Origin of the sequence: Roseisalinus antarcticus (assembly GCF_900172355.1) — a bacterium.
Classification (GTDB): domain Bacteria; phylum Pseudomonadota; class Alphaproteobacteria; order Rhodobacterales; family Rhodobacteraceae; genus Oceanicola; species Oceanicola antarcticus_A.
Window position 1 is genome coordinate 1 of sequence record NZ_FWFZ01000130.1, and the last position, 1,140, is coordinate 1,140.

Here is a 1,140-nt window from a genome sequence, read left to right on the forward strand (position 1 = left end):
GGCGGTGTCAGCAAACCGTGTTGGCGCGAGGGCCTGAAGCGAGCAGCAGCCTGAGCGCATGAAGGTAGGATCGGTCCGCGTTGCTTCGGGCGGCATGCCATCGGCCGTAGGCTGCAAGGTTCTTTGACGCGGGTCCGCAGAAGGGTTGCATGAAGGCGCGGAAACGGCTGATCAGGGCGTTCACGGTGTTGATGTGGTGGCTGCGCGGGGTGCGTTCCGTCCGCCGCCCTGCGTTGAGCGCGAAGTGCGGGATGCGCGCGTCCTTCGCGATCCGCTCGTAGGTGACGAACCCGTCCGTGCAGAGCACCGCGTCCGGCGCCATCACGGGCAACAGGGCACCGGAAATCGCCGCCTGGCCCGCGTCGGCAATGGCCTCGAAGGCTCGGTGACCAGCGCGATCGGTTACCGCGAGGAGCTTCTTCTCCCAGGCCCGCCAGCCCCCCGGAGGCGCTACCGCCGAACCGCCCCTACGCCGATAGGCTCGCCACCTCAGACGGGGCGGCACCGGGTGGTTCACGGGGTCACGCCGGTGCCTAACCCACTCCCTCGACCCCTTTCGGCTCTCGCGTTGGTGGGCTTCGTCGGCTTCGACGATGCCAGCAAGGGTGGCGTCGGGCTCCGGCTTCAGAGCGCCGATGATCGCCATTCGCCAGCGCCAGATGCTGTGACGCGACGCACCCAGCACCTCGGCCCCGCGGCGGCAGGACATCGGCTGCGGTGCCTCGATCATGTCACGCGCCAGCGCGACAACGAGGTCGGGGCGGTGAACCCGGGCCAGCGGCGTGTCGCTGCGGCCTGACCACGTTACTCCGCACCCCGAGCAGTTCCATCGCTGTGTGCCTGTTCTGGTCCGACCCCACCGGGTGCGTGCGTCACCCCCACAGCGGGGGCAGGACGCCGCCGGGCCGCCAGCATCGGCCCGCGCGTCGATCTCCAAGACCGCCTCGGCACGCTTGCGCGCATCTGCAACGAGCCCTTCGGCCTGGCGCAGCTCCTGCGGGGTCAGGCGGGCAAGCAGACGGCCGAATTCAGCTGGTTCGAAGCGGGGCATGGCGGGTCTCCTGGAACTTCGGAAGCCTCAGCATACCTCACTGACACATCAGAACAAAGCACGAACCAACACGCTTTGCTGACACCGCC

1 protein-coding gene is annotated in these 1,140 nt (G+C 68.6%); it reads right to left on the bottom strand.

What is annotated here, in order from left to right; all coding sequences use genetic code 11:
* Positions 1-7: 7 nt before the first annotated feature.
* Entirely contained in the window at positions 8-1,051 is a 1,044-nt protein-coding gene (locus ROA7023_RS23550) for an IS1595 family transposase (protein ID WP_085881355.1), read from the bottom strand.
* Positions 1,052-1,140: the final 89 nt, after the last annotated feature.

What these genes read in the sequence shown, in the direction of transcription:
- ROA7023_RS23550 (WP_085881355.1), bottom strand. Translation starts at nt 1,051, where the DNA reads ATGCCCCGCTTCGAACCAGCTGAATTCGGCCGTCTGCTTGCCCGCCTG.